Consider the following 15,988-nt stretch of genomic DNA (forward strand, 5'->3'; position numbering starts at 1 on the left):
GCCATAAAATATGCTAGCAATTTGCTTTAAGTAGTTATCAGTAAGTCACAAAAACTACTTAGTCTAGTTTAGATTATTCAGCGTATTCATTCGACTTATGTGTTTTTATCACATCAGGAGAATGGCTACCTAAATATGATGATGGGTTTATGTTAGTTACAGCGACAGTATACTGCCTCAATACTTGTAATTAAGATAAACCAACCGAACCGTTATGCTACTCAGCTATGGTATCAATGTATTGTATCAACTTGATATTCAGTCGATGCTTCAAAGCAGCAACTTTTTATTTTAAGTCTTACTGACAAATGAAAATCCAATGCCAGCTAAACCTATCTGTAATAGTTTAGGGGGTGAGATTAAAAAGTAAATGGCTACTGAATTTTTTATTTAAAAATCATCACATTCATCAACTAGACATACAGAGTGATGTAAAGTAGAACGTTTTTCTTTGATGGCATGTGAAAAAAAACCCCTCTTGCGAGGGGTTTTGGGTAACTCAGCGCCTTTGGCACTGGGAATGAGGTCGGTACATTTGTAAGTTAGGGTGTGTCTTACGATGCCTCAAACTGCATTTCAGGGATCTCACCGTCGACGATAAGCTTGCCCGCAGTTTTGCTGATTATTTCATCAACACTAACACCCGGGGCGCGTTCTAGCAAATGGAATGCGCCGTCTTTTACTTCTAACACAGCTAAATCGGTTACGATTTTCTTTACACAATTTACGCCGGTTAGCGGCAATGTGCATGATTCAAGCAATTTAGAATCACCGTGTTTGCTAGCATGGGTCATGGTCACTATGATGTTGCGTGCACCAGCAACTAAGTCCATTGCACCACCCATGCCTTTGATTAATTTTTTCGGGATCATCCAAGACGCGATATTGCCTTGTTGATCAACTTCAAATGCACCTAGTACCGTCAAGTCTACATGACCACCACGGATCATGGCAAAGCTTTCCGCACTATTAAAAATTGCTGCACCTGTTGCTGCTGTCACGGTTTCTTTACCCGCGTTGATCATATCGGCGTCAACTTGGTCTTCGGTTGGGTAGGGACCCATACCTAACAAGCCGTTTTCCGATTGCAGCATCACTTCGATGCCTTTTGGCACGTAGTTAGCCACTAAGGTTGGAATACCTATGCCTAAATTAACGTAGTAACCGTCTTCAAGCTCTTGCGCCACGCGCATCGCAATTTGTTCACGATTTAAACCCATGATAGCCTCCTATTTGCGCGTTGTGACACGTTCAATACGTTTTTCAAAGTTACCCTTGATCACGCGATTGACATAAATACCTGGGGTGTGGATTTGACTCGGCTCAAGTTCACCCGGTTCTACGATTTCTTCAACTTCTGCTACGGTGATTTTTCCGGCAGTCGCTGCCATTGGGTTGAAGTTCATAGCTGTGTGGCGGAACACCAAGTTGCCATAGCGATCTGCTTTCCAAGCCTTAACAATGGCAAATTCACCAGTAATTGATTCTTCCAAAATATATGGTCGGCCATCAAATTCTTTTACTTCTTTACCTTCAGCAACGGGAGTACCGTACCCTGTTGCTGTGTAAAAAGCTGGGATCCCAGCACCACCAGCGCGCATCTTCTCTGCAAGCGTACCTTGTGGTGTTAATTCAACGTCAATAATGCCATCGAGAAGTTGTTGTTCAAACAGCGCATTTTCACCAACATAAGAGGCGATGATCTTCTTAACTTGACGATCTTTAAGCAAAATACCTAAACCAAAGTCGTCGACCCCACAGTTGTTTGAAACCACGGTAAGTTCTTTTGTTTGCAGGCGTTTAATTTCTGCAATTAAGCCTTCTGGAATACCACACAAACCAAAGCCACCTGCGATGATAGTATCGCCGTCTTTAAGACCCGCCATCGCTTTGCTGTAGCTCGATACGACTTTATCGAAACCGGCCATAAGCCCACTCCTAATAATGTTATTGTTTTAAGATTGACAAGTTTGTTTGAGTGCCAACGACACTTTACTACTTGGTGTCTTGCCTAGCGCATCACAAATTGCCCATCCTGCTTTTGCTAGCCTTTCTAAATCAATTCCACACTCAATGCCAAGCCCTTGCAGCAAGTAAACTACATCCTCAGTGGCAACATTTCCTGACGCGCCTTTGGCGTAAGGGCAACCACCGAGACCTGCAACGGCGCTATCAACAGTTGCGATCCCCATTTGTAGGGCTGTGTGAATATTCGTTAACGCTTGTCCGTAAGTATCATGGAAATGCACTGCAAGCTTGTCAGCAGGGATATGTTGCAGTAACAAGGTGAGCAGCTGCTGGACTTTTTTAGGTGTACCAACACCTATGGTGTCGCCTAGGCTGATTTCATAACAACCAAGTGACAACAATTGTTTACATACCGCTAAAACTTGTTCTGGTTGAACTTCACCTTGATATGGGCAGCCAACCACGCAGCTAACATAACCTCTTACTTTTATGTTGTTTTTTTGTGCAAGTTCAACAACGGGGCGAAAGCGTTCAATACTTTGTTCAATCGTGCAGTTGATGTTTTTTTGCGTAAATGCCTCACTGGCGGCAGTAAAAATGGCAAATTCGTCGACTTGATTTTCTAGTGCAAGATCGGCGCCTTTAAGGTTTGGCGTTAGGGCGCTTATTTCAACGCCTTCACTACGCTCAAAGCCTTGGATCACCGCTGCTGAGTCGGCCATTTGTGGCACCCATTTGGGTGACACAAATGCACCTGCTTCAATGTGCTTGAGGCCAGCATTTTTTAATGCATTAATCAGTGAGATTTTAGCTTCTGTGGCAACACTGACCTCATTTTGTAAGCCGTCCCGTGCGCCAACTTCTACAATTTTGACCTTAGCCGGATACTGAGACATTAGTCTTGCTCCTCAACAATCGCCAGCATATCGCCATGACTGACCAGCTCGCCTTCTGCAAAGCAGTATGAAGTGAGCGTGCCATCAAATGGTGCATTGAGCGTATATTCCATCTTCATGGCTTCGATTATCACAACGGCATCGCCTTTATTGACTTGGGTACCGACGGCTAACAAATGCTTAACCACGGTGCCGTTCAATGGCGCTGCCAGCGGTGCGGCTTCGTGCTCATGATCGCTAATGTAATGCTTTGACTTGAGTTCAACGGTATGTTGATACGGGCCATACATAATAGTGATCGCGGTTTCGGTCACAATGGCACTGGCCTGTAATCGTGCACCATCAATCACCACTGTTAACTGGTGTCCATTTAATTCACATTCAATTTGGTGGATTTGCTCGTTAAACGAAACCTTCCAAGCACCTTGAGATTGATAGGCACAGGCGACATGAACTGCAAATGGTAAATCCACTTTCGCGGTTTGGTTAAGCCTAAAGCCTAAGTTTCCCCATACCGTGTTTTTACATGGTTGTTGGTGGCTAAGATAGGCCGCACTTGCTAATAACACCATTTTATCCAGCGGCGTATTCGATTGAGTTAGTACCTCAGTTTGTGTGTCGATAAAGTGGGTATCAGGTGCACCTGCTGTAAAAGTAGGGTGGCCTGCTAAGTGATGCAAAAATGCAATATTGGATTTTAAACCACACAGGTGTACTTGCTCTAAACTCGATTTTAATTTGAGTAACGCTTGTTCACGATTTTTGCCATAAACAATAAGCTTTGCGATCATAGGGTCGTAAAATGGACTGATCTCATCGCCTTGCTGCACGCCAGTGTCAATTCTTACGCCATCTTTGGCTTCAGGAAAGCTAAGGTGTGAAAGTACACCAGAAAACGGCATAAAGTTCTCTTCAGGGTCTTCTGCGTAAATGCGCGCTTCAAAACTATGACCAGACAACGAAACCTGCTGTTGAGTAAGCGGTAGCGGTTCACCCGCTGCAACCATCAGTTGCCACTCGACTAAATCGAGGCCAGTCACCATTTCTGTCACTGGGTGCTCTACTTGCAGGCGAGTATTCATCTCCATAAAGAAGAACTCGTCGCCACATAATAAGAACTCCACGGTACCTGCGCCGCGATAATTAATCGCCTGCGCACAGCGTACTGCTGCTTCACCCATGGCTTTGCGCATAGCATCACTCAAACCAGGCGCGGGCGCTTCTTCAATCACTTTTTGGTGACGACGCTGTAGTGAACAGTCTCTATCGCCGAGGTAAACACAGTTACCGTGACTATCGGCAAAAACTTGTACTTCAACGTGACGAGGCTTATCAACAAAACGCTCAAGCAGTACTAAATCATTGCCAAAACTCGCTGCAGCTTCACGTTTAGCGCCATGTAGTGCCGATAAAAACTCGCTGCTTTCTCGTACTACCCGCATGCCTTTACCACCACCGCCGTAAGCGGCTTTGATAAGTACTGGAAAGCCGATTTTTTCCGCTTCGGCTTGCAAGAAGTCATCTTCTTGTTTGTCACCATAATACCCAGGAACTAGAGGCACATTAGCGTCATGCATGATTTCCTTGGCTCGGGTCTTAGAACCCATCGCTTCAATAGAGCTTGCCAGCGGACCAATAAACGCAATGTTTGACGCTTCACACGCTTTTGCGAATACTTCATTTTCAGATAAAAAACCATAACCTGGGTGGATGCAATCGACGCCCGCCGCTTTGGCGACTTCAAGAATTCTGTCCGCAACCAAATAAGACTCTTTACTTGGTGCCGGACCTATATGATAGGCTTCGTCAGCTGTTTTCACATGCATCGCATTGGCATCTGCATCAGAATAAACTGCCACTGTGGTTAGGCCCAATTTCTTTGCGGTGCGCATCACGCGGCAGGCAATTTCACCACGGTTCGCGACTAGAATTTTAGTTAGCATGTTGACTCCTATTCGCTTGCGGCGGTTTGCCAGCGTGGTGCTCGTTTATCGAAAAAGGCGCTAAGCCCTTCTTGGCCTTCGTCACTTACTCTAATTTCAGCGATACGCTTTGCGGTATGGGCGATCAACGCTTCATTTATCTCTTTACCTGCAACTTCGTTGATCAGTGCTTTGGCGCTTTTCACAGCAGCAGGACCATTGTTAAGCAAGGTATTGAGAAAATCCGCTTCGCTTTTTGCTAAATCATCGCTCAATTCGTGAATTAAACCCATTTCTAGCGCCTTTTCACCATTGAATACTTCGGCTGTTAAAAAATAGCGTCGCGCTTGGCGCTCCCCAATGGCTTTAATGACATAAGGACTAATCACAGCCGGAATAAGACCAAGCTTGACTTCACTTAAACAAAATTTAGAGTTGTGCTCTGCAATGGCGATATCACAACAGGCGATTAACCCAAGTGCACCACCAAAAGCGGCACCTTGCACCAAACACAGCGTAGGGTGAGGGCAAGTAGCCAGTACTTGCATTAATTTAGCAAGTTCTAAAGAATCAGCGACGTTTTCGTCATAGTCGTTGTCTGCCATGGATTTCATCCACGCCAGATCAGCCCCTGCTGAAAAGTGTTTACCTTCGGTTTTTAATACCAGCGCTCTGACATCAAGGCTGCTGGCATATTCGATATTCTTAATGAGTTCGGCAATCACCTCCGCATTGAAGGCATTATGTTTTTCTGGGCGACTTAGCTCTAAAATCGCCACTTTGCTTTTTGTGATATTTAAAGTGACAGGCATAAGTGCTCCTTACATTCTGAAGACGCCAAATTTAGACTCTTTTTGCGGCGCATTGCTCGCAGCCTCTAAGGCAAGACCAAGTACTGTGCGCGTATCCGCAGGGTCGATAACGCCATCGTCCCAAAGCCTTGCGCTGGCATAGTATGGATGTCCTTGCTTTTCGTACTGCTCGATAATTGGCTTTTTAAATTCGCTCACTTCGGCATCGCTCATGCTAAGGCCTTTACGCGCTAAACCATCTTGTTTAACCTGCGTTAATACGCCCGCAGCTTGCTCACCACCCATTACCGAGATCCGTGCATTTGGCCACATCCACATCATGGTTGGCTCGTAGGCTCTACCACACATGCCATAGTTACCAGCACCATATGAGCCGCCAATCAATACTGTAAACTTAGGCACATCAGCACAGGAAACGGCTGTTACCATTTTTGCACCGTGCTTAGCGATACCTTCCGCTTCGTATTTTTGGCCAACCATAAATCCAGTAATATTCTGCAAAAACAGCAGCGGAATATTACGCTGTGCACAGAGTTGAATAAAGTGTGCGCCTTTTTGCGCGGATTCAGAAAAGAGAATACCGTTGTTTGCTACGATCCCTACAGGGTGACCATAAATTTCAGCAAAACCAGTCACGAGTGTTTCGCCGAAGTAGCGTTTAAATTCATCAAACTGAGAATCGTCCACGATACGGGCAATGACTTCGCGCACATCAAATGGCTTTTTCAGATCCGTACCGACAATGCCATACACCTCACTGATGTCATACCGTGGTGGTTTGGCATCTTGAAGGAGTGGGCGAGTAGGGCGCTGATGGTTAAGGCGTGACACGCACTGTCTTGCGATAGAAAGCGCATGCTCGTCATTTTCTGCATAGTGATCGGCTACACCTGAGACTTTACAGTGAACATCTGCGCCGCCTAAGTCTTCTGCACTCACTTCTTCACCCGTGGCCGCTTTAACAAGCGGTGGCCCTGCCAAGAAAATGGTGCCTTGTTCTTTGACGATAATACTTTCATCAGCCATCGCTGGTACATATGCGCCACCGGCGGTGCATAATCCCATGACCACAGCTATTTGTGGGATCCCCTTTGCAGACATACGAGCTTGATTGTAGAAAATCCGACCAAAATGCAATTTATCTGGGAACACTTCATCTTGCTCTGGCAAGTTTGCACCGCCAGAATCCACCAAATAGATGCAAGGAAGATGGCAGCGCTCAGCGATTTCTTGCGCTCTTAGGTGTTTTTTTACAGTAATAGGGAAATAGGTTCCCCCTTTTACCGTCGCATCATTTGCCACAATCATGCATTCAACGCCTTTAACGCGTCCGATCCCGGCGACTACACCAGCACAAGGAATATCTTGCTCGTAAACCCCAAACGCGGCGAATTGGCCAATTTCTAAAAACGGCGAGCCCTCGTCAAGCAAGCTTTCAATTCGGTCACGTACAAATAATTTACCGCGACTTTGGTGACGAGCGATGAGCGCTTCACCACCACCTTGGCTTAGTGTGGCGACTTTATCTTTAAGATCAGCAACCAGCGATGCCATCGCATCGCTGTTTGCCTTAAACTGGGGATCATGCGGATTAACCGCAGAATTTAGTACCGTCATGTAGCACTCCTAGCGACTTTCGTTGAATAGCTCACGTCCGATAAGCATACGGCGGATCTCCGACGTACCAGCGCCAATTTCATACAGCTTGGCATCGCGAAGTAGTCGACCTGTAGGATATTCATTGATATAACCGTTTCCGCCTAGTAGCTGAATGGCATCAAGTGCAAGTTTGGTTGCAAGTTCTGCGGCATATAAAATCGCTCCAGCAGCATCTTTACGTGTGGTTTCGCCACGGTCACAGGCTTTCGCCACGGTATAAACGTATGAGCGTGCGGCGTTCATTTGCGTGTACATGTCAGCAACTTTGCCCTGCACCAGCTGGAATTCACCGATAGATTGGTTAAATTGTTTACGCTCGTGAATATAAGGTACTACCACATCCATACAAGCCTGCATAATACCAAGCGGACCGCCTGCCAATACCACACGCTCGTAGTCTAGGCCACTCATGAGTACCTTAACGCCTTCATTGTATTCGCCAAGAATGTTTTCTGCAGGTACTTCGCAGTTTTCGAATACCAGCTCACAGGTGTTTGAACCACGCATTCCAAGTTTGTCTAGCTTTTGTGCCGTTGAAAAACCAGGGAAACTTTTTTCGACGATAAAGGCGGTGATCCCGCGAGGGCCTGCATTGATATCGGTTTTTGCGTAAATCACAAAAACGTCGGCATCTGGACCGTTGGTGATCCACATTTTATTACCGTTTAGGATGAACTTGTCACCTTGCTTTTCAGCACGCAGTTTCATTGAAACCACGTCAGAGCCAGCATTGGGCTCACTCATCGCTAGCGCACCGATGTGTTCACCGCTGATAAGTTTTGGTAGATACTTTTCTTTTTGGGCTTGGTTGCCGTTACGGTTAATTTGGTTCACACATAGGTTTGAATGCGCGCCGTAGCTTAAGCCAATTGATGCACTCGCACGGCTTATCTCTTCCATTGCAATAACGTGTTCAAGATAACCCATGTTTGAGCCGCCAAATTCTTCAGCAACGGTGATCCCAAGTAGGCCCATTTCGCCAAACTTTGGCCACATTTCGTTTGGAAATGCATTTTCTTGATCTGTTTTTTCAGCCAGTGGGGCAATTTCACTGGTCGCAAAGCTATTCACATGATCACGGATCATGTCTGCTGTTTCGCCTAGTCCAAAGTTTAATTCTTTATATAAAGATACTGTGCTCATCGGTATTCATCCTGTTGTGAGAGTTTATTTTTCGAGCTCGTGTAGGGTGTCGCGACAACGGCGCTCAGCCGTCACTAGTTCCATTAAGACAACTTTAATGTCGTCCATTTGTTGGCTTAAATCGGCTTTTTTCTCTTCAATGAGTTGCAACATGGTTTTAAGTTGCTTTTCGCTTGATTTGTCGGCGTCGTAAAGCTCAAATAGTCGGCCAGTTTCAGCAAGTGTAAAACCAAGACGTTTTCCGCGAAGGATCAGTTTTAATCGAACTTTGTCACGTTTTGAGTAAATACGCGTTTGTCCTTGACGCCTAGGAGAAAGGAGTCCTTGGTCTTCGTAAAAACGAATACTGCGAGTAGTAATATCAAATTCTTTAGCTAACTCGCTGATTGAATAGGTAGGTTCATTAATTTCTTGCATTTTTATTTACACTTACAACGTCACTGATTAGACCAATATAAGTGAAGTTTACGTAAAGGTAAAGTAAGAATAGCAGATCCTTCTTTAGTCTTATAAAAGGAATATTCTGTCCGTTCGAATTGTCATCAAATCTTCATTACAGCTAGAGAAAATAAGCCTTGGAAACAAATTTGTGCAAGTTAGCTTTACACTTTCACTGATCTCGTTTGGCTTGATTTTAGATTTACGTTGGCGTAAACGTAAATATTATGTATGCTCGAATACAGAGTTAATTTTTAACAAGCCAAGATTGGCTTGTAAACAGGAGTTTTGCAATGAGTAACGAAGCTGTTGTCATCGTCGCTGCTAAGCGTACACCAATGGGTGGCTTTATGGGAAGCCTATCTGACGCAACCGCGACAGACTTAGGTGCGACTGCAATTAAAGCAGTAATGAATGAAACAGGTCTTAGTGACGCGAGTATAGATGAAGTTATCATGGGCTGTGTCTTACCTGCAGGCCTTGGTCAAGCGCCAGCGCGTCAAGCGATGCTACACGCGGGGCTTGCACGCTCGACGGGAGCGACGACAATTAACAAGGTGTGCGGCTCGGGTCTAAAAGCAGCGATGTTCGCGCATGATCTCATCCGCTCAGGTAGCATTAACTCTGCTATCGCTGGCGGCATGGAAAGCATGACTAACTCACCTTACTTTATTCCAAAAGCCCGTGGCGGAATGCGCATGGGTCATGGCGAAATCAAAGACCATATGATGGCTGATGGTTTAGAAGATGCTTATGACAACAAAGCGATGGGTTGCTTCGCACAGGCTACTGCCGATGAATATGGCATTACTCGCGAGCACATGGATGAATTTGCACTTGGCTCACTAAGTAAAGCAAACGCCGCAATCGAAAATGGCAGCTTTGGCAATGAAATTGCCCCTCATGTAATGAGTACGCGTAAGGGGGATGTTGAGGTTAATACTGACGAGCAACCTGGTAACGCGCGTCCAGACAAAATTCCATCACTTCGTCCAGCATTTAAAAAAGACGGTACTATCACAGCCGCCAACTCCTCGTCTATTTCTGACGGTGCAGCAGCGCTGATTTTAATGAGTGAATCAGAAGCGAAAAAGCATGGTTTGACACCACTTTGTAAGATTGTTGCCCATGCAACTCACTCACAAGCGCCTGCTGAGTTTACTGTGGCACCAGTCGGTGCGATGAATAAGCTGCTTGAAAAAGCAGGTTGGTCGACAGCAGATGTTGATCTTTGGGAAATCAACGAAGCGTTTGCGATGGTGACTATGTTGGCTATCAACGAAATGCAGTTAGATAGCAACAAAGTCAACGTCAACGGTGGTGCTTGTGCACTAGGTCACCCAATCGGTGCAAGCGGTGCTCGCATCCTAGTTACACTCATACATGCACTAAAAAACCGCGGCTTATCAAAAGGCGTTGCGTCACTATGTATCGGTGGTGGTGAAGCTGTAGCACTCGCGGTAGAAGTGTAAGTTACTGCAATTTATTTCGTTCAAGGGGCGCTGCGTTTTCCATAATTCTAATCATTCACGCAGCGCATAAACTCGTTTTATGGGGAGGAGTGCTTCATGCACCAAGTACCTTTATACATCAACGGTGAATTTTCACAGTCTCAGTCTGACAAATGGTTAGACGTTGTTAATCCGGCTAATCAAGAAGTGTTAGCAAAAGTACCTTGTGCTACTAACGAAGAAGTACAGGCTGCAATTCATTCAGCTCAAGAAGCATTTAAAACGTGGCGTAATGTTCCGGTAACTGAGCGTGCGCGAATTATGATGCGTTATGCAGCGCTTCTTAAAGAGCATCAAGAAGAAATCGCAACCATCATTTGCCATGAACTAGGTAAAACTTTTGAAGATGCGAAAGGTGATGTATGGCGTGGTATTGAAGTGGTTGAGCAAGCATGTAATGCCCCTTCAATGATGATGGGCGAGACGGTAGAAAACGTTGCCCGAAATATCGACACCTATTCATATACCCAACCGCTAGGCGTTTGTGCGGGTATTACGCCATTTAACTTCCCAGCGATGATCCCACTGTGGATGTTCCCAATGGCAATTGTATGCGGTAACACCTTTGTACTTAAGCCATCAGAGCAAGATCCACTAACGCCAATGCGCTTGGTTGAACTGTTTGAAGAAGCCGGTGCGCCAAAAGGCGTACTACAGGTAGTACACGGTAGTAAGGATCAGGTCGACCAAATCCTTGAAGCGCCGGAAATTCGCGCGATTTCTTTCGTGGGTTCTTGTGGTGTTGGTCAGTACATTTACAGCAAAGGTACGCAAAATCTCAAACGCGTTCAAGCGTGTGTTGGTGCAAAAAACCACATGGTTATCATGCCAGATGCGAAAAAAGAACAAGTGATAAATAACCTGGTTGGCTCTTCGGTCGGCGCGGGTGGTCAGCGCTGTATGGGGATCTCAGTTGCCGTGTTTGTTGGCCAATCACAACAGTGGGTCGATGAACTAAAAGACGCTATGGCGAAGGTTCGTCCTGGCGTGTGGGATGACCCAGAAGCTGCTTATGGTCCGCAAACGACGCCGCAAGCTAAAGCGCGCATTCTATCGCTGATTGACAGTGGTAAGCAGCAAGGCGCAACGTGTTTGCTAGATGGCTCTGAGTTTACCGTTGAGGGTTATGAAAATGGTAACTGGGTAGGTCCAACGCTGTTTTCAAACGTCACAACTGACATGGATATCTACAAAGAAGAAATCTTTGGCCCAGTCCTTTGTTGTGTATTTGTCGATAGTTTAGATGAAGCAATTACGCTTATTAATAACAACCCATACGGTAATGGCACCTCATTATTCACCGCAAGCGGTGGCGCAGCACGCAAGTTCCAGCGTGAAATTGAAGTGGGTCAGGTAGGGATTAATATTCCTATTCCAGTGCCATTGCCGTTCTTCTCATTTACCGGTTGGAAGAACTCATTCTACGGCGACCAACATACCTATGGTAAGCAAGGCGTGCGTTTCTATACAGAAACCAAAACAATTACCTCACGCTGGTTTGACGATGAGGCTGTCAGTGGTCCAAATATGAGTATCAACCTTAGATAACTCATATTGCATAGTGTGCTCTGCAGGGGGAGCACGCTATTTTTTACCAAAACGATAAGAATTACAGACACACATTCAGGGTGTCAGAACAGCAAGAGAGGTCTAGCGTGGACTTTAACCTAAACGAAGATCAACAAGCATTTGCCGATATGGCGCACCAATTTGCAATGAGCGAGCTTGCTCCACATGCTGCAAAATGGGATCAAGAGCACATTTTTCCAAAAGACGTAATTCAAAAAGCAGGTGAGCTTGGCTTTTGCGGTCTATATACGCCAGAAGAGGCCGGTGGTCTGGGTTTATCTCGCCTTGACTCAAGTATTATTTTTGAGCAACTTTCTATGGGTTGTACAGCAACAACCGCCATGTTGACTATTCATAACATGGCAACGTGGATGATAGCGAGCTTTGCAACGGAAGAAACCAAAGCAAAATATATGGATCAGTTGGTAACAGGTGAGCTACTGGCTTCTTACTGCTTAACTGAACCAGGTTCTGGCTCAGATGCCGCATCGCTGAAAACAAAAGCAATAAAAGAAGGCGACGAGTACGTTTTGTCTGGCTCTAAGATGTTTATCTCAGGGGCAGGTGAAACCGACGTATTGGTGGTAATGGCAAGAACCGGTGAAGACGGTCCAAAAGGTATTTCGGCATTTGTTGTACCTGCCGATGCTGACGGCGTTATTTATGGCAAAGCAGAAGAGAAAATGGGGTGGAACGCTCAACCTACGCGCCTTATCACGCTTGAAAATGTCCGTATCCCAGCCGCAAACCTGCTAGGCCAAGAAGGAGAAGGCTTCAAATTTGCGATGCAAGGCCTTGATGGTGGTCGTATTAATATTGCAACTTGCTCGATTGGTACAGCCCAGCAGGCGCTCAATACCGCCAAGCAGTATATGCAAGAGCGTTCTCAGTTTGGCAAACCTTTAGCGGCGTTCCAAGCACTTCAATTTAAAATTGCAGATATGAATACAGAACTTGTGGCTGCGCGCCAAATGGTTCGACTTGCGGCATTTAAACTGGATAGCAACGACCCAGAAAAGACCACTTATTGCGCTATGGCAAAGCGCTTTGCCACTGATGTAGGTACTAAGGTGTGTGATGATGCACTGCAAATTCATGGTGGTTACGGGTATATCAAAGAGTATCCACTGGAGCGCCACCTACGTGACGTACGTGTACATCAGATCCTTGAAGGTACAAACGAAATCATGCGTGTAATTATTGCACGTCGGATCTTAGCTGAAGGCGCGGCAAGCGTCCTATAAGGAGAGCATCATGACTGCACAATTAAAACTCGAAAAACAAGGCCATACTGCCGTTGTTACTATGTCAAATCCACCTGCGAATACGTGGACAAAAGGCACACTAACTGCACTTAAAAATCTAGTAATCGAATTGAACGCAGATAAAGAAATCTATTCTTTAGTGATCACTGGTGAAGGCGAAAAGTTCTTTTCAGCCGGTGCGGATCTAAACGTATTTGCCGACGGCGACAAAGGGGTCGCTGCGGATATGTCTCGAGTATTTGGCGAAGCATTTGAAACACTCAGCGACTTTAGAGGCGTATCAATTGCTGCTATCAATGGTTTTGCAATGGGTGGCGGCTTAGAAGTCGCACTAGCATGCGATATCCGTATTGCCGAAGCTCAAGCCCAAATGGCACTTCCTGAGGCGAAAGTCGGATTGTTACCTTGTGCTGGCGGCACACAAAATTTGTCTTGGCTTGTGGGCGAAGGCTGGGCAAAACGTATGATTTTATGCGGTGAACGCTTAAAAGCTGATAAAGCACAGCAAATTGGCTTAGTTGAAGAAGTGGTCGAGCAGGGTAAAGCACTGGAGGCTGCGCTTGAGCTTGCTAAGAAAGTGGAAGATCAAAGTCCAGTTGCGGTCACAGCTTGTAAGGCCCTCATTCAAAAAGGTCGCACTGGCACAATCAATAGCGCATTGCCGCTGGAACGCGAACTCTTCGTAACACTATTCGATACGCAAGATCAAAAAGAAGGCGTAAACGCGTTTCTAGAGAAGCGTAAAGCGAATTGGGTAAATGGCTAATGACTGAATTTGAGCTAATAAATCACGAGGAGGCGCCGGTTATATTCGAACAGGCAACGTGCCATAACGGGATGAAAATAGCGCTGGCGACATTAAATGCACCAAAAGCGTTAAATGCCTTAAACCTCGATATGATCCGTTTGCTCGCGCCACAACTTGACGCTTGGGCAAACGACCCGCAAATAGCAATGGTTATGCTAAAAGGTGCTGGAGAGAAGGCGTTTTGTGCCGGCGGCGATGTCGTGAGTTTATATCGCGAAATGTCGTCTGATACGAGTAATGCATTAATTGAAACCTTTTTTAGTGAAGAATATCGGTTAGATTATCAAATCCATAACTATGATAAACCAATCCTACTTTGGGGTAATGGCATCATCATGGGTGGTGGACTGGGCTTAACGGCTGGTGCAAGCCATAAAGTGATGACCGAAACGTCGCGCATTGCTATGCCGGAAATCACCATTGGCTTATACCCTGATGTGGGAGGGAGCTATTTCCTCAATAAGATGCCAAAAGGCGTTGGACTATTCTTGGGGCTCACCGCTGCAAACATTAACGCTGCGGATGCCAAGCTGGTTGGGCTCGCCGACCACTTTATGGACTCAGAAAAGCTGAGCTTACTATTACAAAACCTAGTTGAAGTGAACTGGGGCAAAACCAATGTATTAAATCATGAAAAGCTCACGCAGTTGTTGTTGTCACTAGATGAAGCCTCTCATGCGCCGCCAAAAAGCGAAATTAAACCGCTTATCAAGGTATTCGAAGCGCTTGATGAGAAAGATACTTTATCAGAGCAGGTTGAGTTTATTTTAGCGTTGGATAGCACTGACAACAAATGGCTAAGCAAGGCACAGGCTGCGTTAAAACATGGTTCACCATTGAGCGCAGCATTGGTTAAAGCGCAGCTTACTAGAAGTGAAGGTAAAACACTCAAAGACTGCTTTAAGCAGGAGTTAGGTATGTCGGTAACGGCTGGCGAGTTTGGTGAGTTTCAAGAAGGTGTTCGTGCGCTGCTTATCGATAAAGATGGCAAACCAAATTGGCGGTTTAAATCGGTTGCTGAGATTCCAAATGACGCAATAGAACGTTTTTTCACACCTCGATGGGATGAAAACGATCATCCTTTGCGTGACTTATAAGGAGTGACTTAAATGGCACAAGTAGGATTTATCGGCTTAGGTAACATGGGTGGTCCAATGGCGATTAACCTGTTAAAGGCTGGCCACCAAGTATGTGTATTCGATTTGAACCCAGAGGTTGTTGCGACGCTTGAAGCGAGTGGTGCAACGAAAGCGACGGTTGTGAGCGATGTATGTCGCGAAGCCGATTATGTGATCAGTATGCTGCCTGCAGGCAAGCATGTTCGAGCTGTGTATACAGGCGATGATGGGTTAATTAATTATTTGTCTAAAAACACACAAGTAATTGATTGCTCGACCATCGATGCTGAATCTGCTCAGTTTGTTGGCAACAAGTTGGCAGAGTCGGGTATTTCATTTGTCGATGCGCCTGTGTCTGGCGGTGTTGCAGGTGCAGCGGCCGGTACCTTAACTTTTATTGTCGGCGGTAATAAAGCAGACTTTGAACGTGCGCATGTGGTACTGACCAATATGGGTAAGAACATTTTTCATGCTGGAGATATTGGTGCAGGGCAAGTCGCTAAGATATGTAACAATATGCTGTTATCAATACTTATGGCGGGCACAAGTGAAGCGCTGCAAATGGGTGTAGATCATGGCTTAGATCCTAAAGTATTGAGCGAAATTATGCTAAACAGCTCTGGTCGTAACTGGACGCTAGAGCTATACAACCCATGTCCTGATGTACTAGAAAATGTGCCTTCTTCGAACGGTTATAAGCCGGGCTTTATGGTTGATTTAATGGCTAAAGATCTTGGCCTTGCGATGCAATCTGCGCAGCAAACAAATTCTGCGACGCCCATGGGGGCGCTTGCAAAGAATTTGTATAACTTGATGCAAAATCAAGGCAAAGGCAGTGAAGACTTTAGTGCGATTTTTAAGCTTTATTCAGAGAAATAG

At 45.6% G+C, this 15,988-nt stretch carries 14 protein-coding genes; 6 read left to right on the forward strand and 8 right to left on the reverse strand.

Features of this window, described 5'->3' with window-relative positions; genetic code table 11:
- Positions 1-554: 554 nt before the first annotated feature.
- From DRB05_RS05235 to DRB05_RS05270, 8 genes are read right to left on the reverse strand one after another with little or no spacing between them, the layout of a single operon-like run.
- A complete protein-coding gene (locus DRB05_RS05235; RefSeq protein WP_010378611.1) occupies positions 555-1,220 on the reverse strand; it encodes a CoA transferase subunit B in 666 nt (221 codons plus the stop codon).
- A gap of 9 nt (positions 1,221-1,229) precedes the next feature.
- On the reverse strand, positions 1,230-1,928 hold the full coding sequence (locus DRB05_RS05240) for a CoA transferase subunit A (RefSeq protein ID WP_128725991.1): 699 nt from the start codon (positions 1,926-1,928) through the stop codon (positions 1,230-1,232).
- A gap of 27 nt (positions 1,929-1,955) precedes the next feature.
- A complete protein-coding gene (locus DRB05_RS05245) occupies positions 1,956-2,864 on the reverse strand; it encodes a hydroxymethylglutaryl-CoA lyase (RefSeq protein WP_128725992.1) in 909 nt (302 codons plus the stop codon).
- Entirely contained in the window at positions 2,864-4,807 is a 1,944-nt protein-coding gene (locus DRB05_RS05250) for an acetyl/propionyl/methylcrotonyl-CoA carboxylase subunit alpha (protein WP_128725993.1), read from the reverse strand. Before DRB05_RS05250 ends, DRB05_RS05245 begins: the two co-directional genes overlap by 1 nt.
- Before the next feature lie 8 nt (positions 4,808-4,815).
- A complete protein-coding gene (locus DRB05_RS05255) occupies positions 4,816-5,598 on the reverse strand; it encodes an enoyl-CoA hydratase-related protein (protein ID WP_128725994.1) in 783 nt (260 codons plus the stop codon).
- Between the two features lie 9 nt (positions 5,599-5,607).
- Positions 5,608-7,215, reverse strand: coding sequence for a carboxyl transferase domain-containing protein (locus DRB05_RS05260; RefSeq protein WP_128725995.1), 1,608 nt, complete (start codon positions 7,213-7,215; stop codon positions 5,608-5,610).
- A 9-nt stretch (positions 7,216-7,224) separates the two neighbouring features.
- Positions 7,225-8,400 carry an isovaleryl-CoA dehydrogenase gene (locus tag DRB05_RS05265; protein WP_128725996.1) on the reverse strand — a complete coding sequence of 392 codons (1,176 nt, stop codon included), beginning with the start codon at positions 8,398-8,400 and terminating at the stop codon, positions 7,225-7,227.
- 24 nt (positions 8,401-8,424) lie between these two features.
- Positions 8,425-8,817 (reverse strand): MerR family DNA-binding transcriptional regulator, encoded by a 393-nt coding sequence (locus DRB05_RS05270; protein WP_010378624.1) that lies wholly within the window; start codon positions 8,815-8,817, stop codon positions 8,425-8,427.
- Positions 8,818-9,131: 314 nt separating this feature from the next.
- Between DRB05_RS05270 and DRB05_RS05275 the strand changes: the two genes are divergently transcribed.
- The 6 genes from DRB05_RS05275 to mmsB all read left to right on the forward strand — a co-directional run bounded on the left by DRB05_RS05275 (position 9,132) and on the right by mmsB (position 15,988).
- The gene (locus tag DRB05_RS05275; protein ID WP_010378626.1) at positions 9,132-10,310 is read left to right on the forward strand and encodes an acetyl-CoA C-acyltransferase; all 1,179 of its coding nucleotides are present in this window, start codon (positions 9,132-9,134) and stop codon (positions 10,308-10,310) included.
- Positions 10,311-10,406: 96 nt separating this feature from the next.
- Complete coding sequence (locus DRB05_RS05280; protein WP_128725997.1) at positions 10,407-11,897, forward strand: CoA-acylating methylmalonate-semialdehyde dehydrogenase; 1,491 nt, start codon at positions 10,407-10,409, stop codon at positions 11,895-11,897.
- A gap of 107 nt (positions 11,898-12,004) precedes the next feature.
- Entirely contained in the window at positions 12,005-13,162 is a 1,158-nt protein-coding gene (locus tag DRB05_RS05285; RefSeq protein WP_128725998.1) for an acyl-CoA dehydrogenase family protein, read from the forward strand.
- 10 nt (positions 13,163-13,172) lie between these two features.
- Complete coding sequence (locus DRB05_RS05290; RefSeq protein WP_128725999.1) at positions 13,173-13,949, forward strand: enoyl-CoA hydratase; 777 nt, start codon at positions 13,173-13,175, stop codon at positions 13,947-13,949.
- Positions 13,949-15,088, forward strand: coding sequence for an enoyl-CoA hydratase/isomerase family protein (locus DRB05_RS05295; RefSeq protein ID WP_128726000.1), 1,140 nt, complete (start codon positions 13,949-13,951; stop codon positions 15,086-15,088). The genes DRB05_RS05290 and DRB05_RS05295 overlap by 1 nt, the downstream gene beginning before the upstream one ends.
- A gap of 12 nt (positions 15,089-15,100) precedes the next feature.
- Complete coding sequence (mmsB, locus tag DRB05_RS05300; RefSeq protein ID WP_128726001.1) at positions 15,101-15,988, forward strand: 3-hydroxyisobutyrate dehydrogenase; 888 nt, start codon at positions 15,101-15,103, stop codon at positions 15,986-15,988.

Origin of the sequence: Pseudoalteromonas sp. A757 (genome assembly GCF_004103285.1) — a bacterium.
GTDB lineage: Bacteria > Pseudomonadota > Gammaproteobacteria > Enterobacterales > Alteromonadaceae > Pseudoalteromonas > Pseudoalteromonas galatheae.